The following is a 24,225-nucleotide window of genomic DNA, read 5'->3' as shown; positions in this document are numbered from 1 at the left end:
ACGTTCGGGTGCTCTCCGGTTGCGGACGCCGGAGCAGCACCCTCCGGTTCCCGGCGCCCCGGGGATCACCCGGGTGGGTGCTTCCGGTGGCCGGGTGGGACACAATGACCCCCGTGTCTTTCCTGCTTCTGATCGAGGACGACGACGCCATTCGCACCGGCCTCGAACTCGCCCTCACCCGCCAGGGTCACCGGGTGGCCGCCGCCGCGTCCGGCGAGGACGGCCTGCGCCTGTTCAAGGAGCAGCGCCCGGACCTGATCGTGCTGGACGTGATGCTGCCCGGCATCGACGGCTTCGAGGTGTGCCGGCGCATCCGGCGCACCGACCAGCTGCCGATCATCCTGCTGACCGCGCGCTCCGACGACATCGACGTGGTGGTGGGCCTGGAGTCCGGCGCCGACGACTACGTGGTCAAGCCGGTGCAGCCGCGGGTGCTGGACGCCCGGATCCGGGCGGTGCTGCGGCGCGGCGAACGGGAGAGCTCGGACTCGGCGGCGTACGGCGGCCTGGTGATCGACCGCTCGGCGATGACCGTCACCAAGGACGGCCAGGACCTGCAGCTGACCCCGACCGAGCTGCGGCTGCTGCTGGAGCTCAGCCGCCGCCCCGGGCAGGCGCTCTCCCGCCAGCAGCTGCTGCGGCTGGTGTGGGAGCACGACTACCTGGGCGACTCCCGGCTGGTGGACGCCTGCGTGCAGCGGCTGCGGGCGAAGGTCGAGGACGTGCCGTCCGCGCCGACGCTGATCCGCACCGTCCGCGGCGTCGGCTACCGTCTCGACCCGCCCGTGTGACCCGTTCCCCTTCGACTGGTGAGCCCTTCTTGACCGACCATCAGACCGCGCCGCACCGGGTCCGCTCGGCGTCCTGGCGCCGGCTCAGTTCGCTGCGGGTCCGGCTGATCGCGGTGTTCGCCGCGGTCGCGCTGGTCACCGCCGTCTCCGCGTCCGGCATCGCCTACTGGCTGAACCGCGACGCGGTGCTCAAGCGCGCCCAGAACTCCGCGCTGAACGACTTCCGGGACTCGCTGACCCGCAACGTCTCGCAGCTGCCGCTGCAGCCGACCTGCCAGGACCTGAAGGTGCTGGCCTCCCAGGTGGCCAGCTCCGGACTGGCGTACGACGTGGTGGTGGTCGACGACTCGGTGCCCGGTTGCACCGCGTCCTCCGACCCGATCGCGTTCACCGCCCGCCAGATACCCCAGGCGCTGGTCACCGCGGTGAACAAGCCGCGCGAGACCGGCCCCGGCAACCCGTACGAGTACCACCTGTACTGGCAGCGGGTGAACCTGGCCGGGCCGTACGTGGTCGGCGGGACGAGGGTGGTGCCGGGCGGGCCGACCGCGTACGTGTTCAAGTCGCTGCAGAACGAGCGCGCCGACCTGAACACCCTGGGCTGGTCGCTGGCGGTCGCCACGCTGCTCGCCCTGGTCGGCTCGGCGCTGCTCGCCCAGGCCGCCTCGGCGACCGTGCTGCGGCCGGTGCGCCGGCTCGGGGACGCCGCCCGGCGGCTCGGCGAGGGCGAGCTGGACACCCGGCTCGACGTCGAGGGCAACGACGAACTCGCCGAGCTGGCAAGGACGTTCAACCGCACCGCGGAATCCCTCTCGGAGCAGGTCGCGGAGCTGAGCGCGCGTGAGGCGCAGTCCCGCCGGTTCGTCGCCGACATGTCGCACGAGCTGCGCACCCCGCTGACCGCGATGACCGCCGTCACCGACATCCTGGAGGACGAGGCCGACGCGCTCGACCCGATGATCGAGCCGGCCGTACGGATCGTGGTCTCCGAGACCCGCCGCCTGTCCGACCTGGTGGAGAACCTGATGGAGGTGACCAGGTTCGACGCGGGCACCGCCAAGCTGGTCGCCGACGAGGTCGACATGGCCGACCTGATCATGTCCTGCATCGACGGCCGGGCCTGGTACGACGCGGTCGAACTGGACGCCCCGCGCGGCATCCTGGCCGTGGTCGACCCGCGCCGCCTGGACGTGGTGTTCGCCAACCTGATCGGCAACGCGCTCAAGCACGGCGGCTCCCCGGTGAAGGTGCGGGTCCGCCAGGACGACGAGGCGCACACCGTGGTGGTCTCCGTCTCCGACGGCGGCCCCGGCATCCCCGAGGACGTGCTGCCGCACGTCTTCGACCGCTTCTACAAGGCCGACAAGGGCCGGGCCCGCTCCGAGGGCAGCGGCCTGGGCCTGTCCATCGCCGAGGCCAACGCCCGGATCCACGGCGGCGACATCACCGCCGCCAACAACCCGGACGGCGTCGGCGCGGTCTTCACCCTGACCCTGCCGCTCACCCAACCGCCCGCCCCCGAACCGGAGGAGGCCCGGTGACCGCCCGCCGACTCCGCCCGCGCGCCCTCGCCCTGCTGGTCGGCGGGCTGATCGCCCCGGCCCTGCTGGCCGGCTGCGGCATCCGCCCCACCGAGGTGCCGGTGGACGCCGGCGCCCCGGCCAGCCGCACCGCCTGCCCCAGCGAGGTGCTGGCCCCCCGGGCGCCGGACACCGCCTCCCCCTCGCCCGCCCCGGGCGCGCCCCCCTCCGCCACCGCCCGCCCGGGCGCGTCCGCCGCCCCGGCCGTCCCGGCGCCCTCGCAGTCGCCGTTCACCGCGCCGTCCCCGTCCCCGAGCCACTGCCCCTGACCCGGGGGGCGGGCCGGCCCCGCCGGGGCCCCGCGCCGAACGGGGACACCGGGGAACCGGCCCGGACGGAACCTGCGTCTTCCGGAGCGTGCCCACCACCGCACCGAGCGACCACGCGACCGCCGACCTGCCCGGCCCCCGCCCGACCCCGGCGGACGGGCCGGCGGTGCCGTACCGGCTGCGGCCGGCGTCCCGGTGGCTGCTGGCCCTGTACCTGCTGCTGCTCGGCTGGCTGAGCCTGCGCCCGGTGCCGGCCGCCTGGACCAGCCCGCCCAACCTCAGCCCGTTCGCCTCGGTGCACCAGGCGCTGTCCCTCGGCGGCCTCGCGGCCGTCCGCCAACTCGGCTCCGGGCTGCTGCCGCTGGCCCCGATCGGGGTGCTGCTGCCGCTCGCGGTCGGCTCCCCGGCCCGCTCCCGGCTGGCGTCCTTCCTGCGCACCACCGCCGCGGCCGCGCTGCTCGGCACCGCGCTGGAGATTCTGGAGGGCTGGGCGCCCGGCCACGTGCTGGACGTGGACGACGTCCTGCTCGGCACCCTGGGCGCGGCCGCCACCCACCTGCTGCTGGTCCCGCCGCTGCGCGCCCTGGAGCGCCGCCGCCCGGCCGCCGGCGGCCCCTCAGCGCCCTCAGCGCCCTCAGCACCGGCCACCGGTCCGTTCCCGGAACGCGCGGAGGGCCGGGCCGGGACGCGCCCGCGTCCCGGCCCGGCCCCCGCGCTGTCGGTGCTCGGCTCCCCGGCCTCGCCGCGCGGCTGAACGACCGCGCGGATCAGCCGTCCAGCAGGCCGTCGCCGCTGACGGTCTGGTCGGCCGGCGGCGCGGTCACCTTCACCGCCTTGTCGAAGTCGGCGAAGCTCAAGGACGCCTCCGCGCCGCCGTCGACCGACAGCAGGTACGGCTTGCCCTCCAGCGAGAACGAGGCCACCTCCGGGGTGCCGCCGCTCTCGCCCAGGTCGACCGTCACCACCTTGACGCCGTCGAGCTCCTTGGTGCCGCCCTTGGTGCCGCGCTCGTCCGGGGTGCCGTCCTGCTTCACGCCGATCGCCTTCTGCATGCTCAGGCCCAGGTCGCACATCGGGCCGAAGCGGCCGCCGTCGGCGCTGCTGTCGGTCAGCCACTTGCCCTTCAGCGTCGCCGCCTTCGCGGGCAGGAACGCGTTGAGGAAGTCGGTGTCCGGCTTGAGGAACAGCTTCCCGCCGACGCGCCGGACCTCGATCTTGCCCTTGCCGTCCTGGGTGAACTCGCCCGCGCAGTCGCCGCTCGCGGCCGAGGACGCGGTGCCGCTGAGCTTCGCGCCGTCGCTCTCGTAGGCGACGGTGAACTTGACCGAGGTGAGCTTGCTGCCGACCTCCCGGGACTTGGTCAGGATCTCGGGCACCGTGAGCTTCTCCAGGCCGTTGGGCGCCCCCGCGGGCGACTTCGCGGCGGTGGGCGCGGAGGCCCCGGCGGAGGCCGCGACGTCGTCGCCGCCGCCCTCCTCCGGGTCGCAGGCCACCGCGCCGGTCATTCCCAGGACGGACAGCACGGTGACGGCGAGCAGCCGGTTGGCACGCATCGGAATCATTTCCCTCTCACTGCGACGATCGGCACTGTGGCGATCAGGAGGCGGGGAGCTCCCGGCCGGGGCCCCGCGGGCATGGCATTTCCCCGGCCGGGAGGGGATGCGCGCGCATTCCCCGTTCCCCCCGTACGGAACTCACGGTGAACCGGCCGCGGGCTCCCGGCCGGGCGCTCCCCACGCCCCGACCCCGCCTCGCGCACCGGGTCCGTCCGCTCCGTGCCCGCCGCCCGGCGCGTTCCCCCGCCGGGCGCCCGCACGTTGACGAACGGTCAGACGATACTGGAAGCCGGGGACGGCCACCGCCTCCTCCGGCGCCCTCCGGCATCCTCCGGCGCCCGGAGCCGTCCGCACCGCACCCGGCTCCCCGGCGGCCGCGGCACAAACTCGGGGTGGCCCCGGAGCGGACCCTGAGTCCGGCCTCCTCCCGCCCGGGTACCGGACCGGGGTCCGGATCGGCTTCACGGCGGACGCGAAGCCGCAGGTCGCGGCGGGAGGATGGAGTCATCACCCGGTCGGAGGGACCGCACCGGGTCCACTCCCCGGAGGAGACGATGAGCAGTCTCGCCCGTCCTCGTCACAACCGCGTCATCGCCGGCGTCTGCGCCGGTCTCGCCCAGCGCTTCGGGCTCACCCCGTTGACGGTGCGGGCCATCTTCGTGGTGTCCTGCCTGCTGCCCGGCCCGCAGTTCCTGATCTACCTGGCGCTGTGGCTGCTGCTCCCCCAGGAGCCGTGAGCGGCCCGCCGCCACGGGCGCCGGAGCCGCGGACGTCCGCGCCGCCGAACGCCGAACGCCGCCGCTCCGCGGGCTCGCGGCCCGCGCCCCGGACACGCCGGAGGGGCCGCTCCCACGACGGGAGCGGCCCCTCCGGCCCGTGCTGTCGCGGCGTCAGCCGCCCAGGCCCGGCAGGCCGGGCAGGCCGGGGGCGCCGCCACCGGTCGGGGACAGGCTGGTCAGGGTGCCGACCACGCCGCCGACCGGGGTCTTGGCCAGGCCCTGGCCGCCGGGGACGGAGTCCAGGCCGCCGACCCGGTTGGCCGCCGGGGCCTGCTGCCGGTCCGCACCGCCCGGGCCGGTCTGCTCGGCGACCGGCGGGGCCTGCTCCTCGGCGGGGGCGGCGGCCGGGGCGCCGGCGGCCGGGTTGAGGGTGCCGGTCACCGTGCCGAGCTGCTCCCCGCCGGGGAGCTTGTTCACCGCGCCGGTGGCCGCACCGGTCACGCCGGGGTTGGTGAGCGCGCTGGTCGGCAGTCCGAGGCCGCCGGGGGCGACCGGCGCGGCGGAGGCGGAGCCCGCGGCGACAGCGGCGAAGGCGACGCCGAGCGCGGCGGTGCCGGCGGCCTTGAGAGTGGCCTGCTTCATGTGTGCGTCCTCAGTCCTGGTCGGGCCGGTGCACCGGCGGACGCCCGGGGTTGGGGACGTCGCCGTCACACCGAGTCAGCAGTGACCGGCCCACCGTAGTGAGCGGACCATGCACAGTTCAAAGCCCGACCACTCCGGAGAGTGATAAGTCCGACCATCTCCATGGACGCCGGAGCGGCCGCCGCCCTCAGCCCCGCGAACCGAACAGCCACTCCGCCTTCAGCTCGGCGTACCCGGGCTTGATCACGTCGCTGATCATCGCCAGCCGCTCGTCGAACGGCAGGAACGCCGACTTCATCGCGTTGACGGTGAACCACTCCAGGTCCGCCAGGGTGTACCCGAAGGCGTCCACCAGGTGCGCGAACTCGCGGCTCATCGAGGTGCCGCTCATCAGCCGGTTGTCGGTGTTGACGGTGACCCGGAACTTCAGCCGGGCCAGCAGCCCGATCGGGTGCTCCGCGTACGAGGCCGCCGCGCCGGTCTGCAGGTTGGAGGTCGGGCACATCTCCAGCGGGATCCGCTTGTCCCGCACGTACGCGGCCAGCCGGCCCAGCTCCACCCGGCCGTCCTCGCCGACCGTGATGTCGTCCACGATCCGCACGCCGTGGCCGAGCCGGTCCGCGCCGCAGCACTGCAGCGCCTCCCAGATCGACGGCAGGCCGAACGCCTCGCCCGCGTGGATGGTGAAGTGGTTGTTCTCGCCCTTGAGGTAGTCGAACGCCGCCTGGTGCCGGGTCGGCGGGTGGCCCGCCTCGGCGCCCGCGATGTCGAACCCGACCACGCCCCGGTCCCGGTGGCGGTTGGCCAGCTCGGCGATCTCCTGCGAGCGGGCGGCGTGCCGCATCGCGGTCAGCAGCGTCCCGACCCGGATCCGGTGCCCGCGCGCCCGGGCGTTCTCCTCGCCGGTCCGGAAGCCCTCGTTGACGGCCTCCACCACCTCGTCCAGGCTCAGCCCGCCCTCCAGGTGCTGCTCCGGCGCGTACCGCACCTCGGCGTACACCACCCCGTCGGCGGCCAGGTCCTCGGCGCAGTCCGCCGCGACCCGCACCAGCGCCGCCCGGGTCTGCATCACCGCGCAGGTGTGCGCGAAGGTCTCCAGGTACCGCTCCAGCGACCCGGAGTCCGCCGCCTCCCGGAACCACGTCCCGAGCTCCTTCGGGTCCGTGGTCGGCAGCCCCTCGTAGCCGCAGTCGGCGGCCAGTTCCACGATCGTCTCCGGCCGCAACCCACCGTCCAGGTGGTCGTGCAGCAACACCTTCGGCGCCCGGACGATCTGCTCCGACGTGGGAACGCGCGGGGCCGTGGTGCCCGCGAATGCGGTGATCTGCTTCTCCATTGCCGGAGCATAGACCCTACGCGCGTAGATTGCCTACCACCACGCCGAACGGCACACCGCCGGGGGCACGCCGTGCGCCCCGGACCGCCGGTCTCGCCCTCACTGGTCGTGGGACACGATGCTCCCCCGCCGCGAGAGCACGAAGTCGCGGAAGGCCGCCGCCGGCGGCGTGAGCGGGCGGGCGGCGGGCCAGGCCAGGCCGATCGCGCGGCGGGTGCGCGGGGCGGTGACCTCCAGTTCGACCACGCCCGGGCGGGGGACGAGCGCGGGCGGGAGGAGGGAGACGCCGAGGCCGGCGGCGACCAGGCCGCGCAGCGTCTCGACCTCCTCGCCCTCGAAGGCGATCCGGGGGGTGAACCCGGCCTCCGCGCAGAAGCCCGCCATGATGTGGCGCAGCCCGTACCCCTCCTCGACCGTCACCCAGGGCTCGTCCGCGACCTCGGCGAGCCGGACGCGGCGGCGCGCGGCGAGGCGGTGGTCGGCGGGGACGGTGAGGAAGAGCCGCTGCTCGTCCAGCGGGCGGGCGGTCAGGTCGGGCGCGTCCGGGAGCGGGGAGACCAGGCAGAGGTCCAGCTCGCCCGCCCGCAGGCGTTCCAGCATCGCGGCGCCGTAGTCCTGCACGAGCTGGAAGCGCACCCGCGGGTGCCCGGCGCGGAAGCCGCGCAGCAGGGCGGGGACGGCGTCCGGCCCCATGGTGTGCAGGAAGCCGAAGGCGACGCGGCCGGCCGCGGGGTCGGCTTCCGCGCGGGCCGCCTCGACGCCGCGCTCGACCTCGGCGAGGGCGCGTTCGACGGCGTCCAGCAGGACGCGTCCGGCGCGGGTGAGCCGGACGGCGCGGCCCTGGCGGGCGAGCAGGTCGACGCCGAGTTCGGCTTCGAGCCGGGCGACGGCACGCGACAGGGTGGGCTGCGGCATGCCGAGCAGGTGCGCGGCCCGGGTGACGTGCTCCAGCCGGGCGACGGCCGCGAACTCCGCCAACTGCGGTGCGAGCAGCATCACATCGGCGTCGGGGCCGAGTTCGGCGGGGCGGACGGGGGCGGAGCTGCTCTCATGTGCCACGGCATGAATGATCCACCATTGATGCATTGGACGCATCAGGCGGCCCGGTCCTAGCGTCGAGGTCATGCAGCCCGCCAGTACCGAGGCGTCCGCGCCCGCCACCGCCCACCCCGCCGCCACCGACCTGCGCCTGCGCCCGGGCAGCCGGGACTTCCGCCGCGCCAACCTCGCCCTGTTCGCGGCGGGCGTGGCCACCTTCGTCCTGCTGTACTCGACCCAGGGCCTGCTGCCGCTGCTCTCCGCCGACCTCGGGCTGACGCCGGGTCAGGCCAGCTGGACGGCCTCCGCCTCCACCCTCGGGCTCGCGCTGGCCCTGCTCCCGGCCAGCGCCCTGTCCGACCGCTACGGGCGCACCGCGGTGATGACGGCCTCCACGCTGGCCGCCGCGCTGCTCGCCGCGGCCCTGCCGTTCGCCCCGGACCTCACCACGCTGGTGGTGCTGCGCGCCGTCCAGGGCGCGGCGCTCGCGGGACTGCCCGCCACCGCGATGGCCTACCTGGCCGAGGAGGTGCACCCGACGGCGCTGGCCTCCGCGATGGGGCTGTACGTGGCGGGCAACTCGATCGGCGGGATGGGCGGCCGGCTGGTCTCGGGCTGGGCCGGCGCCGCGTGGGGCTGGCGCTGGGGCCTCGCGGTGTCCGCCGCGCTGGCGCTGCTGGCCGCGCTGGCCTTCCGCGCGCTGGTGCCGCGCGCCCGGCACTTCCGCCGCGCGCCGGTGGACGCCCGGGCGCTGGCCGCGACCGTCACCGGGCACCTGCGCGACCCGCTGCTGCTGCGGCTGTACGCGCTGGGGATGCTGTTCATGGCCGTGTTCGGCGCGGTCTACAACACGGTCGGCTACCGGCTGACGGCCGCGCCCTTCCACCTGCCGCAGTCGGTGGCCGCGTCGATCTTCGTGGTCTACCTGGTCGGCACCGCGTCCTCCGCCTCGGCGGGCCGGCTGACCGCCCGCTGCGGCCGCCGCGGCACCCTCTACCTGGCGATCGCCACCACCACGGCGGGCCTGCTGCTCTCCCTCGCGGGCTCCCTGGCCTGCGCCGTCCTCGGCCTGGTCCTGATCACCGCCGGCTTCTTCGCCGGCCACGCCACCGCCTCCTCCGCCGTCGGCCGCACCGCCACCACCGGCCGCGCCCAGGCGTCCGCCCTCTACCTGATCGCCTACTACCTGGGCAACAGCCTCGGCGGCACCCTGGGCGCCGACGCCTACCACTCCACCGGCTGGCCGGGCACCGCCGCCGTCGCCCTCACCGCCATGGCCTGCGCGGCCGGCGTCACCCTCTACGCCACCCGCCGCGCCGTCACGGCCCGCCGCGAGCAGGCCGCTGCCGTCCGGGCATGACCGACGACCACCCGGTGCCGCGGGCGCCGGCCGACCTGGTCCGCCGTCAACTGGCCGCCCGGCTCGCCACCCCCGGACGGGGGATCCCGGACCCACCCCTGGAGAACCCGTCCCCGGGCCTCCTGCGCCGCCACGGGCGTCCCGCTCCACCTGCTGGTCGACCCCCGCCTGGGCACCGGCATCGTCCGCTCCGCACCGGCCCGCGCCGACCGCGGGAGCTGCGCCTTCGGCGGCGCGATCACCGTCGGCCCCTGGAAGCTCGGCACCGGCGTCCTGCGCGCCCGCGGCGGTCGGCAGGACGCCGGCGCACCGCTAGCCGATCCGGTCCAGGACGATCGGCGCCGGGGTGAACGCCGTGCCGGCCGGGGCGACGGTGACGGCGCCCTCCAGGGCCTCCAGGGCGTAGGGGAGGCGCTCGGGGGTGTCGGTGTGCAGGGTGAGCAGGGGCTGGCCGGCGGTGACGGTGTCGCCGGGCTTGGCGTGGAGCTCGACGCCGGCACCGGCCTGGACGGGGTCCTCCTTGCGGGCGCGGCCGGCGCCGAGGCGCCAGGCGGTGACGCCGACGGCGTAGGCGTCGAGGGCGGTGAGGACGCCGGTGGCGGGGGCGGGGACGACGTGCTGTTCGCGGGCGACGGGCAGGGGGGCGTCGGGGTCGCCGCCCTGGGCGGTGATCATGCGGCGCCAGTGGTCCATGGCGGAGCCGTCGCGCAGGGCGTCGGCCGGGTCCTTGCCGTGGACGCCCGCGGCGGCGAGCATCTCGCGGGCGAGGGCGAGGGTGAGCTCGACGACGTCGGCGGGGCCGCCGCCGGCCAGCACCTCGACCGACTCGCGGACTTCGAGCGCGTTGCCGGCGGTGAGGCCGAGCGGGGTGGACATGTCGGTGAGCAGGGCGACCGTGGCGACGCCCGCCGAGCGGCCCAGCCCGACCATGGTGCGGGCGAGTTCGCGGGCGTCGTCGAGGTTCTTCATGAACGCGCCGGAGCCGACCTTGACGTCCAGGACGAGGGCGCCGGTGCCCTCGGCGATCTTCTTGGACATGATCGAGGAGGCGATCAGCGGGATCGCCTCGACGGTGCCGGTGACGTCGCGCAGGGCGTAGAGCTTCTTGTCGGCGGGGGCGAGCCCGTCGCCGGCGGCGCAGATGACGGCGCCGGCGGAGCGCAGGACGGCGAGCATCTCCTCGTTGGAGAGCAGGGCCCGCCAGCCGGGGATCGACTCCAGCTTGTCGAGGGTGCCGCCGGTGTGGCCGAGGCCGCGGCCGGAGAGCTGCGGGACGGCGGCGCCGCAGGCGGCGACCAGCGGGGCGAGCGGGAGGGTGATCTTGTCGCCGACGCCACCGGTGGAGTGCTTGTCGGCGGTGGGGACGCCGAGCGGGGAGAAGTCCATCCGCTCGCCGGACCGGATCATCGCGTCGGTCCACCGGCTGATCTCCCGGGCCGTCATGCCGTTGAGCAGGATGGCCATCGCGAGGGCGGACATCTGCTCGTCGGCGACCTCGCCGCGGGTGTAGGCGTCGATGACCCAGTCGATCTGGGGGTCGGTCAGTTCGCCCCGGTCGCGCTTGGCCCGGATGACGGAGATGGCGTCCATACACGTGCTCCAGAAGAGGTGAAATGCGAAGAGTGTCGCGGGATGTCCTCCCGCGACACTCTACGCGCGTAACAAAAGAAAGGGCTACAACTTCTCCGGCCCGAACGCGTCCGGCAGCACCTCGCTCATCGGCCGCACCCCGGAGGGCAGTTCGACCAGCAGGTCCGGCCCGCCGTGCTCGTACAGCAGCTGGCGGCAGCGCCCGCACGGCATCAGCAGCTCGCCGCCGCCGTCCACGCAGGTGAACGCCACCAGCCGGCCGCCGCCGGAGGCGTGCAGCGCGGAGACCAGCCCGCACTCGGCGCACAGGCCCAGGCCGTACGAGGCGTTCTCCACGTTGCAGCCGACCACCGTGCGGCCGTCCTCGACCAGGGCGGCGGCCCCGACCGGGTACTTGCTGTAGGGCGCGTACGCGTGCCGCATCGCCTCGCGGGCGGCCTCCCGCAGCGCCGCCCAGTCGACCTCGGCCGCCGGAACCTCCCCGGGGGCCGTCACTTGGCCTGCCCCTTGCGGTAGACCTGGCCGTCGGCCTTCGGCATCCGCAGCCGCTGCGAGGCCAGCGCGAGCACCACCAGGGTGATCACGTACGGGGTGGCGACGATCAGCGGGCGCTGCACCTCGTCGGTGCAGGCGTACCAGGTGGCGACGCCGGCCGCGACCAGGATGCTGGTCACACCGGCGGTGAACTTGCGGCGGTAGGACTGCCAGAGCGCGAGCAGCGCCATCGCGATGGCGACCACCAGCAGCAGCACGTGCACCGAGTCGGCGTCGCGCAGCTGGAGGCTGTCGGTGAAGCCGAACAGGCCCGCGCCGGCGGCCAGGCCGCCCGGCATCCAGTTGCCGAAGATCATCGCGGCCAGGCCGATGAAGCCGCGGCCCTGGGTCTGGCCGTCCCGGTAGAAGTGCGCGGCGACCAGCGAGAGGTACGCGCCGCCGAGGCCCGCGAAGGCGCCGGAGGAGATCACCGCGAGGTACTTGTACTTGTAGACGTTGACGCCCAGCGACTCGGCGGCGGTCGGGTTCTCGCCGCAGGAGCGCAGCCGCAGGCCGAACACGGTGCGCCAGAGCAGGAAGTAGCTGGCGACCAGGAGCGCGGCGGCGATCAGGGTGACCACCGACAGCTCGGTGACCAGGCCGCGGACGATGCCGGCCACGTCGGAGACCAGGAACCAGTGGTGCTTCTCGATGCCGTCCAGCCAGCCGGACAGGCCGGGGAAGGTGAAGGTGGGCAGCGATTCCGAGGGCGGCGACTGGTTGGCGCCGGCCCCGTCGACCACGTAGTCCTTGTAGTAGATCCGGTTGACGTACGCGCAGATGCCGGGGATCAGCAGGTTGATGCCGACGCCGGAGACGATGTGGTCGACGCCGAAGGTGACGGTGACCAGCGCGTGCAGCAGGCCGCCGAGCGCGCCGCCGGCCATGCCGGCCAGCAGGCCGACCCAGGGGTTGACCAGGAAGCCGCCCCAGGCGCCGCAGAAGGTGCCGGCCACCATCATGCCTTCGAGGCCGATGTTGACCACGCCCGCGCGCTCCGACCACAGGCCGCCGAGGCCGGCCATCGCGATCGGCACGGCGGAGGCCAGCGCGGCGGAGATCTGGCCGGACGAGGTCAGGCCGTGGTTGCCGGTGGCGGCGCCGACCGCGGCGAACAGCACCAGGGCGAGCGCGATCAGCAGCAGCACCACCGGCCAGGTGAGTTTGGTCCGCTTCGCGGACGCGACCGGCGACTTGGGCTTGTCGGCGACTGCGGTGCTCATGCCGCGACCTCCTTCTGGGCGGCCGCGGCAGCCTGCGCGGCGAGCTCGGCGCCGACCTTCTGCTGCTGGCGCTTGAGGCCGTAGCGGCGCACCAGTTCGTAGGCCACGACGACGCAGATGACGATGGTGCCCTGGATCACCGGGATGATCTCGGACGGGTAGTCGCCCCGGGTGGGCAACTGGGCGCCGGAGGCGTCCAGGAAGGCGAACAGCAGCGCGGAGAACGCGATGCCGATCGGGGTGTTGCGGCCGAGCAGCGCCACCGAGATGCCGATGAAGCCGAGGCCGGTCTGCACGTTCTGCCCGAAGTACGGGGTGTTCTGCATGAGTTCGGGCAGGCCGACCAGGCCGGCCAGCGCGCCGGAGACCACGATGGAGGTGATCACCATGCGCTTGACGTTGACGCCGGAGGCGCCGGCGGCGCTCTCCGAGCGGCCGGTGGCGCGCAGGTCGAAGCCGAACCGGGTGCGGTTCAGGGTGAACTGGAAGACCACCCCGACCAGCACCGCGATCACGACGAAGCCCCACAGGGTGCCGCCCTGGGTCTCGATCGAGAAGAAGTGGCTGGACTCGGAGATCTTGCCGGTCTGGATCGAGTTGGTGGTGCCGCTGGTCTTCGGCGCGAAGATGCCGGGCACCAGCAGCACGCCGATCACGGCGGTGGCGATGGCGTTCAGCATGATGGTCGAGATGACCTCGCTGACGCCCCGGTAGACCTTCAGCAGGCCGGCGATCGACGCCCACAGGCCGCCGACGCACATCGCGACGACCAGCAGCAGCGGGATCTGCAGGAAGGCCGGCAGGTCGACCTGGCTGCCGACGAACGCGGCGAACATCATGGCCAGCTTGTACTGGCCCTCGATGCCGATGTTGAACAGGTTCATCCGGAACCCGAACGCGGCGGCGGCCGCGGCCAGGTAGTACACGGTGGCCTTGTTCAGCACGGCGACCTGTCCGTCGGACGCGGTGCCGTAGTTCCACATGATGGAGAACGCGTCGAACGGGTCGCGGCCGGAGACCGCCAGCAGGCCGCCGGCGATGATCAGCGACAGCAGCACCGCCAGCACGGGGGCGGCCAGGGCGAGCCCGATCCGCTCCAGGTCGACGCGCTCGCGCAGCGACCGCTTGGCCGCCGGCGCGACCGGGGGGTTGGGACTGGTCATGTGGCTACTCCCCCGCCTGCTCGTCGTCGGCGGTGTCGGTGGACGGGGCGCCGGTGGACGCCTCGGTGCCCTCGGCGGCGACGGCCTGCGCCTCGGCCACGGCTCGCGGGTCGGACTCGATGTGGCCGGTGGCGGCGCCGGTCATCGCACTGCCGAGGTCCTCGGCGGTGACGGTGGCCGGGTCGGCGTCGGCGACCAGGCGGCCGCGGTAGATCACCCGGATGGTGTCGGACAGGCCGATCAGCTCGTCCAGGTCGGCGGAGATCAGCAGCACCGCCAGGCCCTCGCGCTGGGCGGAGCGGATCTGCTCCCAGATCTGGGCCTGCGCGCCGACGTCCACGCCGCGGGTGGGGTGGGCGGCGATCAGGAGCTTCGGGGAGTGGCTCATCTCCCGGCCGATGATCAGCTTCTGCTGGTTGCCGCCGGACAGCGAGGCCGCGGTGACCTCGATGCCGGGGGTGCGGACGTCGTACTCCTCGACGATCCGCTGGGTGTCGGCCCGGGCGCCGGCCGGGTCGAGCAGCACGCCCTTGGAGTTGGGCCGCTCGGTGACGTGGCCGAGGATCCGGTTCTCCCACAGCGGGGCTTCCAGCAGCAGGCCGTGCCGGTGCCGGTCCTCGGGGATGTAGCCGATGCCGGCCTCGCGGCGGGCCCGGGTCAGGGTGCGGGTCAGGTCGGCGCCGTCCAGCGTGACGGTGCCGGCGTCCAGCGGCAGCATGCCCATGATCGCCTCGACCAGTTCGGCCTGGCCGTTGCCCTCGACGCCGGCGATGCCGAGGATCTCGCCCTTGCGGATCCGCAGCGACACGTCGTCCAGGACGACGCGCTCGATGCCCTCGGCGTCCGGCTTGGCGATCCGCAGGCCCTCGACCCGGAGCATCTCGGTGTCGGTGACGGTGGACTCGCGGCTCTGCGGCGAGGGCAGTTCGGCGCCGACCATCAGCTCGGCCAGCTCGCGGGCGGTCACCCGGCGCGGGTCGGCGTCGCCGACGGTGGTGCCGCGGCGGATCACGCTGATCGCGTCGGCCACCGAGAGGACCTCGTGCAGCTTGTGCGAGATGAAGATGACGGTGACGCCCTCGGCCTTGAGCTCGCGCAGGTTGTCGAACAGCGCGTCGACCTCCTGCGGGACGAGGACCGCGGTCGGCTCGTCCAGGATCAGGATCCGGGCGCCGCGGTACAGCACCTTGAGGATCTCCACCCGCTGCCGGTCGGCGACGCCGAGGTCCTCGACCAGCGCGTCGGGCTTCACGCCCAGGCCGTACTGGTCGGACAGCTCGCGGATCCGCGCCTTGGCCCTGGCGCCGATGCCGTACAGGCCCTCGCCGCCCAGGACGATGTTCTCCCAGACGGTGAAGTTGTCGGCCAGCATGAAGTGCTGGTGGACCATGCCGATGCCGCGCGCGATGGCGTCCGCGGGGGTGGAGAACTCCACCTGCTCGCCGTCGACGGCGATGGTGCCCTCGTCCGGCTTCTGCATCCCGTACAGGATCTTCATCAGAGTGGACTTGCCCGCGCCGTTCTCGCCCATCAGCGCGTGCACGGTGCCCCGCCGCACGGTGATGTCGATGTCGTGGTTGGCCACCACACCGGGGAAGCGCTTGGTGATGCCGCGCAGCTCGACGGCGGGTGTCGCCGTTCCCGCGCGCGGGGTGCCGTCCGTGGGGACGGAGTCGGAGGGAGTGATGGCGATCTCCTGCTGGTCGTCGGGCGCTTCGTCGCGCTGAGGGCTCAGGGGGAAACCCGGGAGGGGCCGTGCCGCGCGGACGCGGTGCGGAACCGGCAGGGGCCCGGACGGGCGCGCCTGGGCGCGTCCGTCCGGGCCCCGTGGGGTGCGATCCGGTCGAACCGCCGCGCGCCGCCCGGGGGGCGGACGGCGCGGCGGGCCTGGTCGGCCTTACGGAGCGGTCGGGACCTTGGTGGCGCCGCTGGTGATCTGCTGGGTGGCGGCGTCGAGCTTGGCCTTGATGTCGTCGATGAAGCCACCGGTGGTGGCCAGCGACACGCCGCTTTCCTTCAGGTCGAAGTTCTTCACGCCGGTCAGCGCGTTGCCGTCCTTGGCCGACTTGACGTAGGTGAAGACGGCGGTGTCCACGTTCTTCACCATCGAGGTGAGGATGTGGTCCTTGTACTTGTCCAGGGCGGGCTGCTTGGCCTGGTCGGAGTCGACGCCGATGGCCCACTTGCCGGCGCCCGAGACGGCCTCGATCGCGCCGGTGCCGGAGGAGCCGGCCGCCGAGTAGATGACGTCCGCGCCCTTGTCGAGCTGGCCCTGGGCGGCCTGCTTGCCCTTGCCCGGGTCGGCGAAGCCGGTGAAGTCCGGCGGGGTGGTCAGGTAGGTGACCTCGACCTGGATGTTCGGGTCGACGGACTTGGCGCCCGCGGTGTAGCCGGCCTCGAACTTCTTGATCAGCTCGGACTGCACGCCGCCGATGAAGCCGACGTGCTTGGCCTTCGACTTGTTGGCGGCGGCCACGCCCGCCAGGTAGGAGCCCTGCTCCTCGGAGAAGGTCAGCGAGGTGACGTTCGCCGGCTGGTCGGCGGAGGAGGAGTCGATGATCGCGAACTTGACGTTCGGGTTCTCCTTGGCGACCTTGTTCACCGCGTCCTGGTAGACGAAGCCCACCGCGATGATCGGGTTGAAGCCGCTGGTCACCAGGGACTTGAGCCGCTGCTCCTTGTCGCCCTCGGACTCGCCCGACTTGGCCTCGGCCTCGTTGATGGTGGCGCCCAGCTCGGTCTTGGCCTGGTCCAGGCCGCGCGCGGCGGAGTCGTTGAAGGACTGGTCGCCACGGCCGCCGATGTCGTAGGCCATGCCGACCTTGAACGACGAGCTGCCGGCACCGGCCGAGGTGGAGTTGTTGTCGGTGCTCTTTGCGCCGCAGGCGGCGAGCGAGGCGATGCCCAGGGAACCCGAGAGCACGGCCGCGGCGAGCTTGAGTGAACGGCGCAAGGGAGTTTCTCCTTCTCACACACCCGGTTGGCGTGGTCGAGCGCCACCGTAACGCGCGTAGAACACGGTTGTGTTACGGCCTGCAAGGGCGTCCGGGTTGTTATCAAAATGTGGTCGTACGCCCAGGCAAATCCGGACATAGCCGCACACATGATCAACCCGGTGTTCATTACCGGCTGGTATCGGGCCACCACGGTACGCCTTCCCCGCGCGCCCCGAGAAGATGCCGCGCCGGACCCCGCCCCCGGTGGCCGGTCCGGGCGGCCGGACGCGGCGGGGCCCTCCCCGGGCGAGTGCCGCGCGGACGATTCGACCACGCAGCGGTCCTCCCGGGAAGGGCCCCGCGCCCCTCGGCTCAGATCCGGGCGTGCTCCAGGGCCAGCGCCGCGAACAGCTCCACGCCGACCGCGATCGCCCGCTCGTCGGCGTCGAAGTCGCCCTGGTGCAAGTCCCGGGCGCCCTTCTCGTGCGGGCCGCGCACGCCGAGCCGGGCCAGCGCGCCGGGGGCGTGCTCCAGGTACCAGGAGAAGTCCTCGCCGCCCAGGCTCTGCTCGGTCGGCTCGACCACCGGGCCGCGGCCGTCGGCGAACCGCGCGTTCATCACGGTCTCCAACTGCTCGATCGAGACGGCCTCGTTGACCACCGGCGGGACGCCCCGGTGGTAGTCCAGCGACCACTTGGCCCGGTAGGTCTCGGCGAGGTGCGCCACCAGGTCCTCCATCACCTCGGGCGCCTCCCGCCAGCCGGCCAGCTCCAGGCAGCGGACGGTGCCCTCCAGCTCGGCGTGCTGCGGGATCACGTTCGGCGCCGAACCGGACGCGATCCGCCCCCACACCAGCGAGACGCCCCAGCGCGGGTCCATCCGGCGGGAGAGCGCGGCGGGCAGCTCGGCGGCCAGCTTGGCCACCGCGCCGACCAGGTCGGTGGTCAGGTGCGGCCGGGCGGTGTGCCCGCCCGGGCCGTCCAGCGAGATCCGCACCTTGTCGCAGGCCGAGGTGATCGCCCCGGCCTTCAACGCGATCCGGCCGACCGGCACCTTGGGGTCGCAGTGCACGGCGAAGATCCGGCCGACGCCCTCCATCCCGCCCGCCGCGATCACGTCCAGCGCGCCGCCGGGCATCATCTCCTCGGCGGGCTGGAAGACCAGCCGCACCGGGCGGGTCAGCTCCCCCGCCGCCAGCGCCTCGGCCAGCACCAGGCCGGTGCCCAGCACCACCGCGGTGTGCACGTCGTGCCCGCAGGCGTGCGCCCGGCCGGGGAGCGTGGAGCGGTACGGCACGTCCTTCTTGGCGTCGTCGATCGGCAGCGCGTCGATGTCCGCGCGGAACGCCAGCAGCGGGGTGCCGGGCGCGGTGCCCGGCGGCACCAGGTCCACCAGCAGCCCGGTGCCGCCGGGCAGCACCCGCGGCTCCAGCCCGGCGGCGGCCAGCCGCTCGCGCAGCAGCCGGGTGGTGCGGAACTCCTGGCGGCCGAGCTCGGGGTGCCGGTGGAGGTCGCGGCGCAGCTCGATCAACTCGTCCTGGTACGACGCCACCCGGGCGCGCAAGTCGACGGGGGGACGGGCGGCGGTGACGGTGGCGGCGGCTGCCGGCTGAGGATCGTTCACCTTGACAAGGGTAGGCCGGTGGGGGGCTTTTGGCCCGCCTTCCGGAGAACTCCTCACCGGATGGGTGCATAGCGGCCGCCGAGATGGGTATGTCATTTCGTTTCAGCACGCCCTTCCGGCCGCCTTCCGGGCCCGGGTCCCCGCCGTGTGCAACGACCCGCACCGGCGATCGGACACGGCGGGCGCCCCGTGCGGTCCCCCGGGCGCCCCGACCAAACGTTTCCCCCCGATCGAGTCATGCCGGGGTAAAGCTTTCGGGCCTGCTCTTGAGTGGCGCACATCAGTCCGAATAGACAGCTTTCGCACAGTCAACTCCGGTGCCGCGGTGGGGGTCTTCCGCTCGCGGCGCGCCTCGTCACGCCCTCACGAGGGGCAGCTGACGCTCCATCGAACCGAGAAGGGGGGACCGACGTGCCCATCGCGCGCAACCAGCTCGCCAAGCTCGCCCAAAGCACCGCGCCGGCCACCGTCGCCGCCGCACTCATCCTCGCCACCCTCGGCACGGCCGCTCCGGCCTCCGCCGCCACCCCGGTCGGCGACAGCGCCCGGGCCCTGCCCGGCACCCACCCCGCGTGGGCCACCCCGCAGGCCGACGCCGGCGCCGCCGACGCGTCCGCCTCGGCCACCGCCCGGATCTACCTGGCCGGCCGCGACACCAGCGGCCTGGCCGCGCTCGCCAAGGCGGTCTCCGACCCGGGCTCCGCCTCGTACGGCCGGTACCTGAGCTCCGACCAGGTGCGCGCGCAGTTCGGCGCCACCCCCGAGCAGGTCAAGGCGGTCACCGACTGGGTGACCGGCGCGGGCCTGGACGTCTCGGCCCGCACCGACCACTACCTGCAGGTCTCCGGCTCCACCGCCGCGATGGCCAGGGCCTTCGGCACCGGCTTCCGCAACTACCGCACCGCGGACGGCACCCACCGCGCGCCGGCCTCCGACGCCAAGGTCCCCGCCGCGGTGGCCGGCTCGGTGCTCGCCGTCTCCGGCCTGGCCGACGCGATCCACAAGAACAGCTCGGACGCCACCTCGGTGCGCGAGGCCGAGCAGCGCGCGAACGCCGCCTCCCGGCTCGCCGCCCCCGACAAGAAGGCCCCGGCCACCCTGCCGGAGGTGCCGACCTGCTCCGAGGACGGCTACGGCTCCAAGACCGCCAAGGGCGCCCCGGACGGCTACGAGAAGAACGAGCCCTTCGCCCCCTGCTCGTACGTCCCGGCCCAGCTGCGCAAGGCGTACGGCGTCAGCGACGCCAAGGTCACCGGCAAGGGCGCCCGGGTCGCGGTCATCGACGCCTACGGCCTGTCCACCATGGAACAGGACGCGAACCACTACTCGTCCCTGCACGGCGACCAGCCGTTCAAGCCGGGCCAGTACACCGAGTACGTCACCCCGGACAAGTGGACCCACCAGGACGAGTGCGGCGGCCCCGAGGGCTGGGCCGGCGAGGAGGCGCTCGACGTCGAGATGGTGCACGGCCTGGCGCCCGACGCCCAGGTGGTCTACGTCGGCGGCAACTCCTGCTACGACGACGACCTGTACGACGCGATGGCCAAGGTCGTCGACGAGCACCTGGCCGACGTGGTCTCCAACTCCTGGGGCGAGATCATGCACGGCACCGGCGGCGACATCGACCCCGCCGTGGTGGCCGCCGACAACCAGATATTCCAGCTCGGCGCGGTGACCGGCATCGGCTTCACCTTCTCCTCCGGCGACTGCGGCGACAGCTCCCCGGGCGCGGCCGCCACCGGCGCCAACTGCCAGACCGACACCAACCAGGCCCAGGCCGACTGGCCGTCCGCCTCCCCGTGGGTCACCTCGGTCGGCGGCACCGCCCTCCAGCTCGGCGACAAGTCCGGCAAGTACGGCGACGAGGTCTCGATGGGCGACCTGCGCTCGGTGCTCTCCGCCGACCAGAAGTCCTGGAGCCCGTTCCCGGGCAAGTTCTACTTCGGCGGCGGCGGCGGTGTCTCCAAGGACTTCGCCCAGCCCTGGTACCAGCAGGGCGTCGTCTCCGACGACGTCGCCAAGACCGCGGCCGACGGCACCAAGTCCGCGACCCCGCTGCGCGCCACCCCCGACATCGCGATGAGCGGTGACCTGGTCGCCGCCACCCTGGTCGGCTACACCGACGGCGGCGCCTACAGCGAGGGCGGCTACGGCGGCACCTCGGTCTCCGCCCCGGAGACCGCCGCGATGTTCGCCAACGCCATCCAGGCCCGCGGCGGCCGCGCCCTCGGCTTCGCCAACCCCGCCCTGTACGACCGGGCCGGCACCAACGCCTTCCACGACGTCAACGACGACGCCAACCACGGCAAGCGCGGCAACGTCGTCGACCTCGGCGTGGTGAGCGGCACGCTCCGCGTCCGCCTCTACAAGATCGGCGCCGACTACGGCCTCTCCGCGAACCGCGGCTACGACACGGCCACCGGTCTGGGCTCCCCGGGCAAGAACTTCTTCAAGTCCTTCACCCTCAAGAAGTAACCGCCGGAACGCGGCGGAGGGGCTGTCGGGGATCTCCCCCGGCAGCCCCTCCGCTTCCCCCCTCCCGCTGCGGCTCCGCTCAGAAGCGGTCGACCGGCACGTACGTCCCCCACACCCCGCGCAGCGCGTCGCAGACCTCGCCGACGGTGGCCCGGGCCGCCAGCGCCTCCTTCATCGGGTACAGCACGTTGTCGGTGCCCTCGGCCGCCTTGCTCAGCTGCGACAGCGCCCGGCCGACCGCCGCCGAGTCCCGGTCGGCGCGCAGCCGCGCGAGCCGCGCGGCCTGCTGGGCCTCGATCGCCGGGTCGACCCGCAGCGGCTCGTAGGGCTCCTCCTCGGCGAGCTGGAAGCGGTTGACGCCGACCACCGTCCGCTCGCCGGAGTCCTGCTCCTGCTGGATGCGGTACGCGGTGCGCTCGATCTCGCCCTTCTGGTAGCCCTGCTCGATGGCCGCGACGGCGCCGCCCATGTCCTCCACCTTGGCCATCAACTCCAGGGCGGCGGCTTCGAGTTCGTCCGTCATCGCCTCGACCACGTAGGAGCCCGCGAACGGGTCGACGGTGGCGGTGACGTCGGTCTCGAAGGCGAGCACCTGCTGGGTGCGCAGCGCGAGCCGGGCCGACTTCTCGGTCGGCAGGGCGATCGCCTCGTCGAAGGAGTTGGTGTGCAGCGACTGGGTGCCGCCCAGGACGGCGGCCAGCGCCTGCACCGAGACGCGCACCAGGTTGATCTCGGGCTGCTGGGCGGTGAGCTGGACGCCCGCGGTCTGGGTGTGGAAGCGCAGCATCTGCGACTTGGGGTTCTCGGCGCCGAACTGCTCCTTCATGACGCGGGCCCAGATCCGGCGCGCGGAACGGAACTTGGCGACCTCCTCCAGCAGCGTGGTGCGGGAGACGAAGAAGAAGGAGAGCCGGGGCGCGAAGTCGTCGACGTCCATGCCGGCGGCGACCGCGGTGCGGACGTACTCGATGCCGTTGGCGAGCGTGAAGGCGATCTCCTGCGCGGGGTTCGCCCCGGCCTCGGCCATGTGGTAGCCGGAGATGGAGATGGTGTTCCACTTGGGGATCTCGGCCCGGCAGTACTGGAACACGTCGGCGATCAGCCGCAGGCTGGGCTTGGGCGGGAAGATGTACGTGCCGCGGGCGATGTACTCCTTGAGCACGTCGTTCTGGATGGTGCCGGTGAGCTTGTTCGACGGCACGCCCTGGGCCTCGCCGACCAGCTGGTAGAGCAGCAGCAGCAGCGAGCCGGGCGCGTTGATGGTCATCGAGGTGGAGACCTCGCCGAGCGGGATGCCGCCGAACAGCACGCTCATGTCCTCGACGCTGTCGACCGCCACGCCGACCTTGCCGACCTCGCCGTGCGAGATCGCGGCGTCCGAGTCGTAGCCCATCTGGGTCGGCAGGTCGAAGGCGACCGACAGGCCCATGGTGCCGTTGGCGATCAGCTGCTTGTACCGGGCGTTGGACTCGGCGGCGGTGCCGAAGCCCGCGTACTGGCGCATCGTCCACGGCTTGCCGGTGTACATGGTCGGATAGACGCCGCGGGTGAACGGGTACTGCCCGGGGGCGCCGAGCCGGTTCGCGGCGTCGAAGCCGGCCAGTGTCTCGGGGCCGTACACCGGTTCGATCGGCAGGCCCGATTCGGTGCGGCGGGGCTCGGCTGCCATGGGTGTCCTCCGCGGTGGGGTGGTGTGCGGGTTAGCGCTGATTAACGGGTCAGCTGGATACGCAATGTAGTCGCGCCCGGACGGGAGCTGACAGATGCCACGGCTGGGACCTTGCTCACAACACCCGCGGGCCGCTCCTTGGGATGATCGGCGCACCGACCGAACACCCGAGGAGTGCGTGAACATGACCGAACAGAAGGTGGCCGTCGTCACCGGCGCCAGCAGCGGCATCGGGGCGGCCACCGCCCGACGACTGGCGGCGGACGGCTTCGAGGTGGTGCTGACCGCCCGCCGCACCGAGCGGATCGAGGCGCTGGCGAAGGAGATCGGCGGCCGCTTCCACACCCTGGACGTCACCGACCGGGCCGCGGTGGACGCCTTCGCCGCCGAGGTGGGCCGGGTCGACGTGCTGGTGAACAACGCGGGCGGCGCGCTCGGCGCGGAGAGCGTCGAGAACGGCGACCCGGCGGACTGGCGCACCATGTACGAGGTCAACGTGCTCGGCGTGCTGCACCTCACCCAGGCGCTGCTGCCCGCGCTGCGCGCCACCGGCGACGGCACCGTGCTGATCATGTCCTCCACGGCGGCGCTGGCCGCCTACGAGGGCGGCGGCGGGTACGTGGCGGCCAAGCACGCCGTCCACTCGGTGGCCCAGACCCTCCGCCTCGAACTGGTGGCCGAGCCGATCCGGGTGATCGAGATCGCGCCCGGCATGGTGAAGTCCGAGGGCTTCGCGCTGACCCGCTTCCGCGGCGACCGGGACAAGGCGGACGCGGTGTACGCGGGCGTCGCCGAGCCGCTCACCTCGGAGGACGTCGCCGACACCGTCTCCTGGGCGGTCACCCGGCCGTCCCACGTGAACATCGACCTGCTGGTGGTGCGGCCCCGCGCCCAGGCCGCCAACCACAAGGTGCACCGGGCCAGTTGATCCGCTCCGCGTGAACGCGAAGGGCGGCGGGTCACAACTTGATAGCTCGATCGAGTGAAATCGGCCCGCCGCCTCCCCAACTGATGAGCCCTCAACTACCGTGGAGGCGCTGCCCCGCCGAGCTGTGTCAGCCCCGAGCGGCGGCATTGTCGCACCCGCGGCCCCCTGCCGCACCAGGTTCACCCCCCGTCTCTGGAGCATTCCGCCTTCCCGCCCTCACGAGGAGGACCCGCTGGCCAGCGACATCCCGCCGCAGCGTCTGGACGTGCGGACGGAGCCGTCCCTGCTGGGGCTCCACCGGTTCAACGAAGCCGACTCCGGCGCGGTCGAAGAAGCACTGCTCGCCTGCTGCGGCAGCCACCGTTGGGCCCTGCGCCTCACCGCCCACCGCCCCTACCCCGACATCGAGTCCCTGCTCGCCGCCGCCAGCGAGGCCAGTTACGACCTGCGCCCGGCGGACCTCGCGGAGGCCCTGGCCGACGAGAGCTGGATGCCCCAGCCCCTGCTCGGCATGCGCGCCCCCGGCAGCCAGGCCGCGCACACCGCGCTGCGCGCCGCCCACGCCGCGTACGAGGCCCGGTTCGGCCACGTCTTCGTGGTCTGCCTCGACGGCGTCGACCCCGAGGAGATGCTGGACGCCGTCCTCACCTCCATCCGCACCCGCCTGGCCAACGACCCCGACGAGGAGCGCCTCGTCTCCGCCGAGGAACTGCGCCGCATCGCCCTCAGCCGCCTCGAACACCTGGTGGCCGTGAAGAACTGAAGAGCCGCGGCAGGGGCCCGCCGTCCGCCG

Annotated in this window: 21 protein-coding genes; 9 read left to right on the top strand and 12 right to left on the bottom strand. The window is 73.5% G+C overall.

The window, feature by feature from the left end:
- Window positions 1-104 precede the first annotated feature (104 nt).
- The 4 genes from OO48_RS06640 to OO48_RS06625 all read left to right on the top strand — a co-directional run bounded on the left by OO48_RS06640 (window position 105) and on the right by OO48_RS06625 (window position 3,394).
- Entirely contained in the window at window positions 105-791 is a 687-nt protein-coding gene (locus OO48_RS06640) for a response regulator transcription factor (RefSeq protein ID WP_030905207.1), read from the top strand.
- A 29-nt stretch (window positions 792-820) separates the two neighbouring features.
- A complete protein-coding gene (locus OO48_RS06635) occupies window positions 821-2,332 on the top strand; it encodes a sensor histidine kinase (RefSeq protein ID WP_033213414.1) in 1,512 nt (503 codons plus the stop codon).
- Entirely contained in the window at window positions 2,329-2,640 is a 312-nt protein-coding gene (locus tag OO48_RS37230; RefSeq protein ID WP_033213413.1) for a hypothetical protein, read from the top strand. The genes OO48_RS06635 and OO48_RS37230 overlap by 4 nt, the downstream gene beginning before the upstream one ends.
- 88 nt (window positions 2,641-2,728) lie before the next feature.
- Window positions 2,729-3,394 carry a VanZ family protein gene (locus OO48_RS06625; RefSeq protein ID WP_051731809.1) on the top strand — a complete coding sequence of 222 codons (666 nt, stop codon included), beginning with the start codon at window positions 2,729-2,731 and terminating at the stop codon, window positions 3,392-3,394.
- A 13-nt stretch (window positions 3,395-3,407) separates the two neighbouring features.
- Here OO48_RS06625 and OO48_RS06620 read toward each other — a convergent pair whose 3' ends face one another.
- Window positions 3,408-4,193, bottom strand: a complete 786-nt coding sequence (locus tag OO48_RS06620; RefSeq protein WP_033213412.1) for a hypothetical protein — start codon at window positions 4,191-4,193, stop codon at window positions 3,408-3,410.
- 557 nt (window positions 4,194-4,750) lie between these two features.
- Between OO48_RS06620 and OO48_RS06615 the strand changes: the two genes are divergently transcribed.
- Window positions 4,751-4,933 (top strand): PspC domain-containing protein, encoded by a 183-nt coding sequence (locus OO48_RS06615; RefSeq protein ID WP_033213411.1) that lies wholly within the window; start codon window positions 4,751-4,753, stop codon window positions 4,931-4,933.
- A 153-nt stretch (window positions 4,934-5,086) separates the two neighbouring features.
- Here OO48_RS06615 and OO48_RS06610 read toward each other — a convergent pair whose 3' ends face one another.
- From OO48_RS06610 to OO48_RS06600, 3 genes are all read right to left on the bottom strand, one after another.
- Window positions 5,087-5,557 (bottom strand): hypothetical protein, encoded by a 471-nt coding sequence (locus tag OO48_RS06610; RefSeq protein ID WP_033213410.1) that lies wholly within the window; start codon window positions 5,555-5,557, stop codon window positions 5,087-5,089.
- Between the two features lie 187 nt (window positions 5,558-5,744).
- The gene (locus OO48_RS06605; RefSeq protein ID WP_033213409.1) at window positions 5,745-6,893 is read right to left on the bottom strand and encodes an adenosine deaminase; all 1,149 of its coding nucleotides are present in this window, start codon (window positions 6,891-6,893) and stop codon (window positions 5,745-5,747) included.
- A gap of 99 nt (window positions 6,894-6,992) precedes the next feature.
- Window positions 6,993-7,952, bottom strand: a complete 960-nt coding sequence (locus OO48_RS06600) for a LysR family transcriptional regulator (protein WP_033213408.1) — start codon at window positions 7,950-7,952, stop codon at window positions 6,993-6,995.
- Window positions 7,953-8,016: 64 nt separating this feature from the next.
- On the opposite strand from OO48_RS06600, the gene OO48_RS06595 reads away from it, so the two are divergent.
- Window positions 8,017-9,291, top strand: coding sequence for an MFS transporter (locus OO48_RS06595; protein ID WP_033213407.1), 1,275 nt, complete (start codon window positions 8,017-8,019; stop codon window positions 9,289-9,291).
- 312 nt (window positions 9,292-9,603) lie between these two features.
- Here the strand turns inward: OO48_RS06595 and OO48_RS06585 are convergent, their stop codons facing one another.
- From OO48_RS06585 to OO48_RS06555, 7 genes are all read right to left on the bottom strand, one after another.
- Window positions 9,604-10,881 (bottom strand): thymidine phosphorylase, encoded by a 1,278-nt coding sequence (locus OO48_RS06585; RefSeq protein ID WP_033213405.1) that lies wholly within the window; start codon window positions 10,879-10,881, stop codon window positions 9,604-9,606.
- 84 nt (window positions 10,882-10,965) lie between these two features.
- Window positions 10,966-11,376, bottom strand: a complete 411-nt coding sequence (locus OO48_RS06580; protein ID WP_033213404.1) for a cytidine deaminase — start codon at window positions 11,374-11,376, stop codon at window positions 10,966-10,968.
- Complete coding sequence (locus OO48_RS06575) at window positions 11,373-12,638, bottom strand: ABC transporter permease (RefSeq protein WP_033213403.1); 1,266 nt, start codon at window positions 12,636-12,638, stop codon at window positions 11,373-11,375. Before OO48_RS06575 ends, OO48_RS06580 begins: the two co-directional genes overlap by 4 nt.
- Window positions 12,635-13,801 (bottom strand): ABC transporter permease, encoded by a 1,167-nt coding sequence (locus OO48_RS06570; RefSeq protein WP_051731808.1) that lies wholly within the window; start codon window positions 13,799-13,801, stop codon window positions 12,635-12,637. Before OO48_RS06570 ends, OO48_RS06575 begins: the two co-directional genes overlap by 4 nt.
- A gap of 4 nt (window positions 13,802-13,805) precedes the next feature.
- Entirely contained in the window at window positions 13,806-15,389 is a 1,584-nt protein-coding gene (locus OO48_RS06565) for an ABC transporter ATP-binding protein (RefSeq protein WP_106970263.1), read from the bottom strand.
- A 309-nt stretch (window positions 15,390-15,698) separates the two neighbouring features.
- Entirely contained in the window at window positions 15,699-16,754 is a 1,056-nt protein-coding gene (locus OO48_RS06560; RefSeq protein ID WP_033213401.1) for a BMP family lipoprotein, read from the bottom strand.
- A 355-nt stretch (window positions 16,755-17,109) separates the two neighbouring features.
- Complete coding sequence (locus OO48_RS06555; protein WP_425338513.1) at window positions 17,110-18,360, bottom strand: amidohydrolase; 1,251 nt, start codon at window positions 18,358-18,360, stop codon at window positions 17,110-17,112.
- A 411-nt stretch (window positions 18,361-18,771) separates the two neighbouring features.
- Between OO48_RS06555 and OO48_RS06550 the strand changes: the two genes are divergently transcribed.
- Window positions 18,772-20,835 carry a S53 family peptidase gene (locus OO48_RS06550; RefSeq protein WP_051731807.1) on the top strand — a complete coding sequence of 688 codons (2,064 nt, stop codon included), beginning with the start codon at window positions 18,772-18,774 and terminating at the stop codon, window positions 20,833-20,835.
- Between the two features lie 79 nt (window positions 20,836-20,914).
- Here OO48_RS06550 and OO48_RS06545 read toward each other — a convergent pair whose 3' ends face one another.
- Window positions 20,915-22,504 carry an acyl-CoA mutase large subunit family protein gene (locus OO48_RS06545; protein WP_033213399.1) on the bottom strand — a complete coding sequence of 530 codons (1,590 nt, stop codon included), beginning with the start codon at window positions 22,502-22,504 and terminating at the stop codon, window positions 20,915-20,917.
- 184 nt (window positions 22,505-22,688) lie between these two features.
- On the opposite strand from OO48_RS06545, the gene OO48_RS06540 reads away from it, so the two are divergent.
- Together OO48_RS06540 and OO48_RS06535 are read left to right on the top strand one after the other, a co-directional pair.
- Window positions 22,689-23,432 carry an SDR family oxidoreductase gene (locus OO48_RS06540; protein WP_033213398.1) on the top strand — a complete coding sequence of 248 codons (744 nt, stop codon included), beginning with the start codon at window positions 22,689-22,691 and terminating at the stop codon, window positions 23,430-23,432.
- Between the two features lie 265 nt (window positions 23,433-23,697).
- On the top strand, window positions 23,698-24,195 hold the full coding sequence (locus OO48_RS06535) for a 2-oxo-4-hydroxy-4-carboxy-5-ureidoimidazoline decarboxylase (RefSeq protein ID WP_033213397.1): 498 nt from the start codon (window positions 23,698-23,700) through the stop codon (window positions 24,193-24,195).
- Window positions 24,196-24,225: the final 30 nt, after the last annotated feature.

Source organism: Kitasatospora phosalacinea (assembly GCF_000716545.1).
In the GTDB taxonomy this organism is placed as follows: domain Bacteria; phylum Actinomycetota; class Actinomycetes; order Streptomycetales; family Streptomycetaceae; genus Kitasatospora; species Kitasatospora phosalacinea.
The sequence above is the reverse complement of the archived record's forward strand: the minus strand, read 5'-3'. Positions and strand labels throughout refer to the sequence as shown.